Raw genomic sequence first — 4,271 nt, 5'->3', positions numbered from 1 at the left:
CACCGATGTCAGACTGGGCATGCACGGCAAATGGACCACGCGTCCGATCGTCGGCGCCATGGGCACGCTGGGTCCGCGCCGGCTGTGGATGAGCGAAGTGCGCGAGCTCGTTGCCGGCACGCCGGTGTCGCCCTTCGTGCGCGTCGCAGTCGCGGCGGATTTCGCAAACCCGTTCGCCAATGCCGGCGACCAGGGGTTGGGTTTCATCAACAGCGACGTGACGCTCTATCTCTACCGGCTGCCGATGACGGAGTGGGTCGGCTTCGAGGTGGTCAATCATCATTCGCGCGACGGCATCGCGATCGGCGAGTGCTGGCTTTATGACGAGGAGGGCGCGATCGGCACCTCGACGGTGGCTGCACTGGCCCAGCGCAAGCCGATGCGCAATCCGGCCCATCGGGACGTCACCATGCCATAGCCAGAGCAGAGCAGGGCAGGGCGACGAGCGGTGGATTGGATCTAGCCCATCTCCGCGACGGCGGCGAGAATGCGGGCAATGTCCTGAGGCCGCGACAGCCGGTGATCGCCGTCCTGGATCATGGTCAGCACGACATCCTCGGCCGGCAGGCGATGGACGAGAGCGAGGGCATGTTGCCAGGGGACATCGGGGTCCTTCGCGCCCTGCAGGATGTGCACGGGACAGCCGATCTCGATGGCGCGCCCGAGCAGCAGGTGGTTGCGGCCTTCCTCGATCAAGGCGCGCGTGATCGGGTAGGGCTCGCGATACTCCGACGGTCGCAGCCAGACGCCATTGCTTGCGATCTCCTGGCGGATTTCGGGCGAAAAGCCCTTCCACATTAATTCTTCGGTGAAGTCGGGCGCGGGCGCGATCAGCACCAAGCCTGCCAACGACGCGTCCTTTACTTTCCCGGCGATTTCGCGAGCCAGCAAGAGCGCCATCCAGCCGCCCATCGATGAGCCGACCACGACCTGCGGTCCGCGACAGAACTGCGTGAACACAGCCGCGCTGTCCTCCAGCCAGCGGCCAATTGTCCCATCGACGAATTTGCCCCCGGACTCGCCATGGCCGGAATAGTCGAACCGCACGCAGGCCCGGCCGTGCTCCGCGGCCCAGGACTCCAGCGCCTGGGCCTTGGTCCCCTTCATGTCGGAATTGAAGCCACCCAGCCAGAACAGGCCCGGCCCTGCGCCGGCACGGGCCCTGACCGCAATCCGGCGCGCCGAATCGACCGCGCCAACCTCAATGAAGGCCGGCTCATCGGCCGGTCCCGGCGAACTGGTCATGGAACATTTACCCTCGGGACAGCTTTCTGGACGAGCGGTGGGTTGATGAGGGAATGCCGCTGCCGATGCAATGGCATTCCGTACTTGCGGAACGATCAATCTGCCTCTATTTCCGCCCGGCTTGATGGAAATGGCCCCCGCATTTGTGGCTTTTTGTCTCTGATTGCGCAAGTTTGCTTGCTCGCTGCGGCTTCTTCCTTCAAACTATTGCCCTTCGTTCACAACTTTGGAGAACCACCCATTCGCCGTCCCAATAGAGCCCCGCCCGCTGCCACCAAAGACGGGCCGCGCACCAATGACGATATCCGCAATGCGCAGATCCAGCTGATCGATCAGAACGGCACCAACCACGGCACCGTCGAGACCATGGTCGCGATCAAGATGGCCATGGAAGCAGGCATGGATCTGGTGGAGATTTCGCCGAACAACAATCCTCCCGTCTGCAAGATCATGGACTACGGGAAGTACAAATATTCGGCACAGAAAAAGGCCGCGGAAGCCCGCAAGAAACAGAAGGTCGTCGAGATCAAGGAGATAAAGCTGCGGCCGATGATCGACGATCACGACTATGACGTGAAGATGCGGGCGATGCAGCGCTTCTTCGAGGAAGGCGACAAGGTCAAGATCACGCTGCGCTATCGCGGCCGCGAAATGGCGCACCAGGAAATCGGCACGAAACTCCTGGACAAGATCAAGAGCGATGTTGCCGCGGTGGCCAAGGTCGAGCAGGACGCCAAGTTCGAGGGCCGCCAGGTCGTGATGGTCCTGGCGCCGCGCTGATTCGCGGCTAGCTCCCAGCCGGTCGGCCGTCCCCGCAACCTGCGGGGACCGCGGCCACCGCCCTAGCGGGCATCCCAGCGAATATCGGGCAACACCGGTCTGGTCGGCCCCATAAGCCTGCCCGGGGACGAACGCTGGACGCAGCAGGGCGTGCGGCTGGGTTTCGCGGTTCATCATTGCCAATTCGCTTCCGCTCTGCCATAAGCGCAGCCTTCGCCGCCCGGCTGATTTTCGGGCTGCCGTGGCGACGTCCGTGCAGGTTTCTTCCGGAAAGGAAACTCCTAGCACTTTCAACGCTCTAACGAGCATTTTAGCCGACCTGCCGCCCTCAAGGGGCGGTTTTGTGTTGCGGCATCAAGGAGAGCCAAATGCCCAAGTTGAAGACCAAGTCCGGCGCCAAAAAGCGCTTCAAGGTGACGGCCAACGGCAAGGTCATGCATGCCCAGCGCGGCAAGCGTCACGGCATGATCAAGCGTACGAAGAAGCAGATCCGCCAGCTCCGCGGCACCCGCGTGCTGTTCAAGACCGACGGCGACAACGTCAAGAAATACTTCTTGCCGCACGCCTGATCGCGTCCGCTTCCTCCTAAAAAGCCGATCCGCGCCCGCGCGGACCACCATCACCTCTGAAGTAAGGATATTCGTCATGTCTCGCGTCAAACGCGGTGTGACCGGTCACGCCAAGCACAAGAAAGTCTACAAGGCCGCCAAGGGCTATTATGGCCGCCGCAAGAACACCATCCGCGTCGCCAAGCAGGCCGTCGAAAAGGCCGGCCAGTACGCCTTCCGCGACCGCAAGCGCAAGAAGCGCACCTTCCGTGCGCTCTGGATCCAGCGCCTCAACGCCGCGGTGCGGCCGTTTGGCCTGACCTACAGCCGATTTATCGACGGCCTGTCCAAGTCGGGAATCGTCGTCGACCGCAAGGTGCTGTCGGATCTTGCGATCAACGAGCCGGTGGCGTTCCAGGCGATCGCCGAAAAGGCCAAGGCGGCGCTGGCGGCCTGACGCAGCTAGCGTGGTGCGCGGGCCGTCTTGAGTGCGCGACGCGAATAGCGCTGGGCCACTTCGGCCCGGCAGAACGCCGTGAAGGACAGATACATGGTGCCGGACTCGTTCCGGTACTTGCGGTCGCAGACGCGGATTTCGCGCTGATAGGACAGCTTTTCGGGCGCCTTGAGGCGAACGAGAAAGTCGGCTTCGCACTTCTTCTCGACCACGGCGCCGAAATCGACATCGCCGCTCGCGCCATATTCGCAAGCTGCGAACACCTTCATCGCAGCGTCGCAGCCCGGCGCCTCGTTCAGCGTGGCGACGATGTCGTCCATCGACGTCGATCTGGCAGGACAGTCCTCGGCGAAGGCACTGGTCGGGCCGAGGGAGAGAACGACTGCCAGGGCAGCCGCGCAGGATTTTGGGCCCATCAGAACGTCCTCCTCGGTGAGCTTGGTGACCCGCCAGCCGAACAGGTTCAAAATTCGAGAACATCAGGCTATCGCCGCATTTCCCGCACCGCTGTTTTGACCTTGACGATTCCGCCTCGGAACGGCCACAACCGGCCGCCCTCCAAAGCCAGAGAATGACCGTGTCGGACCTCGCAAAGCTCGTACAGACCATTTTGGGTGAGATCGCCGCGGCCGGCGATGAAGCGGCCCTGGAAGCCGTGCGCGTCGCCGCGCTTGGCAAGAAGGGCTCGATCTCGGCGCTGCTTGCTACCCTCGGCAAAATGTCGCCGGACGAACGCAAGACGCAGGGCGCCGCGATCAATCAGGCCAAGGACCAGGTCACTACGGCGCTCGCAGCGCGCCGCGACGTCTTGAAGGCGGCCGCGCTCGATGCGCGCCTTGCCTCCGAGACCGTCGACGTTACGCTGCCGACGCGGGAGGCTGCCGCCGAAGCCGGCCGGATTCACCCGCTGAGCCAGGTCTTCGAAGAGGTCAACACGATCTTCGCCGACATGGGGTTTGCGATCGCCGAAGGCCCTGACATCGAGACCGACGATTACAATTTCACAAAGTTGAATTTTCCGGTCGGTCATCCGGCGCGGGAGATGCACGACACCTTCTTCTTCCCCGCGAAGGAGGATGGCTCGCGCATGCTACTGAGAACCCACACCTCGCCGGTGCAGGTGCGCACCATGCTGACCCAGAAACCGCCGATCCGCGTGATCTGCCCGGGGCGCACCTACCGCATCGATTCCGACGCCACCCATACGCCGCAGTTCCACCAGGTCGAGGGCCTGGTGATCG

6 protein-coding genes and 1 pseudogene are annotated in these 4,271 nt (G+C 63.1%); 5 read left to right on the top strand and 2 right to left on the bottom strand.

The window, feature by feature from the left end; translation table 11 throughout:
* A pseudogene (locus JOZ76_RS32720) lies at positions 1-418 on the top strand (acyl-CoA thioesterase domain-containing protein); the annotation flags it as partial.
* A gap of 41 nt (positions 419-459) precedes the next feature.
* On the opposite strand, the gene JOZ76_RS32715 reads toward JOZ76_RS32720, so the two are convergent.
* Positions 460-1,245: an alpha/beta hydrolase gene (locus JOZ76_RS32715; protein ID WP_291705518.1), complete on the bottom strand. Its 786-nt coding sequence runs from the start codon at positions 1,243-1,245 to the stop codon at positions 460-462.
* A 240-nt stretch (positions 1,246-1,485) separates the two neighbouring features.
* Here JOZ76_RS32715 and infC point away from each other — a divergent pair, with 240 nt between their 5' ends.
* From infC to rplT, 3 genes are all read left to right on the top strand, one after another.
* Positions 1,486-2,025, top strand: a complete 540-nt coding sequence (gene infC / locus JOZ76_RS32710) for a translation initiation factor IF-3 (RefSeq protein ID WP_291705522.1) — start codon at positions 1,486-1,488, stop codon at positions 2,023-2,025.
* A gap of 368 nt (positions 2,026-2,393) precedes the next feature.
* Positions 2,394-2,594 (top strand): 50S ribosomal protein L35, encoded by a 201-nt coding sequence (gene rpmI / locus JOZ76_RS32705; protein ID WP_291705517.1) that lies wholly within the window; start codon positions 2,394-2,396, stop codon positions 2,592-2,594.
* Between the two features lie 76 nt (positions 2,595-2,670).
* Positions 2,671-3,030: a 50S ribosomal protein L20 gene (rplT, locus tag JOZ76_RS32700; RefSeq protein ID WP_291705516.1), complete on the top strand. Its 360-nt coding sequence runs from the start codon at positions 2,671-2,673 to the stop codon at positions 3,028-3,030.
* A 5-nt stretch (positions 3,031-3,035) separates the two neighbouring features.
* Here the strand turns inward: rplT and JOZ76_RS32695 are convergent, their stop codons facing one another.
* Positions 3,036-3,497 carry a hypothetical protein gene (locus JOZ76_RS32695; RefSeq protein WP_366112815.1) on the bottom strand — a complete coding sequence of 154 codons (462 nt, stop codon included), beginning with the start codon at positions 3,495-3,497 and terminating at the stop codon, positions 3,036-3,038.
* 110 nt (positions 3,498-3,607) lie between these two features.
* On the opposite strand from JOZ76_RS32695, the gene JOZ76_RS32690 reads away from it, so the two are divergent.
* Positions 3,608-4,271 (top strand): phenylalanine--tRNA ligase subunit alpha (locus tag JOZ76_RS32690; protein ID WP_291705520.1); only part of this gene is annotated, 664 nt, incomplete at its 3' end.

The organism is Bradyrhizobium sp. (assembly GCF_019244115.1).
GTDB lineage: Bacteria > Pseudomonadota > Alphaproteobacteria > Rhizobiales > Xanthobacteraceae > Bradyrhizobium.
This window is presented reverse-complemented; position numbering and strand designations above follow the sequence as displayed.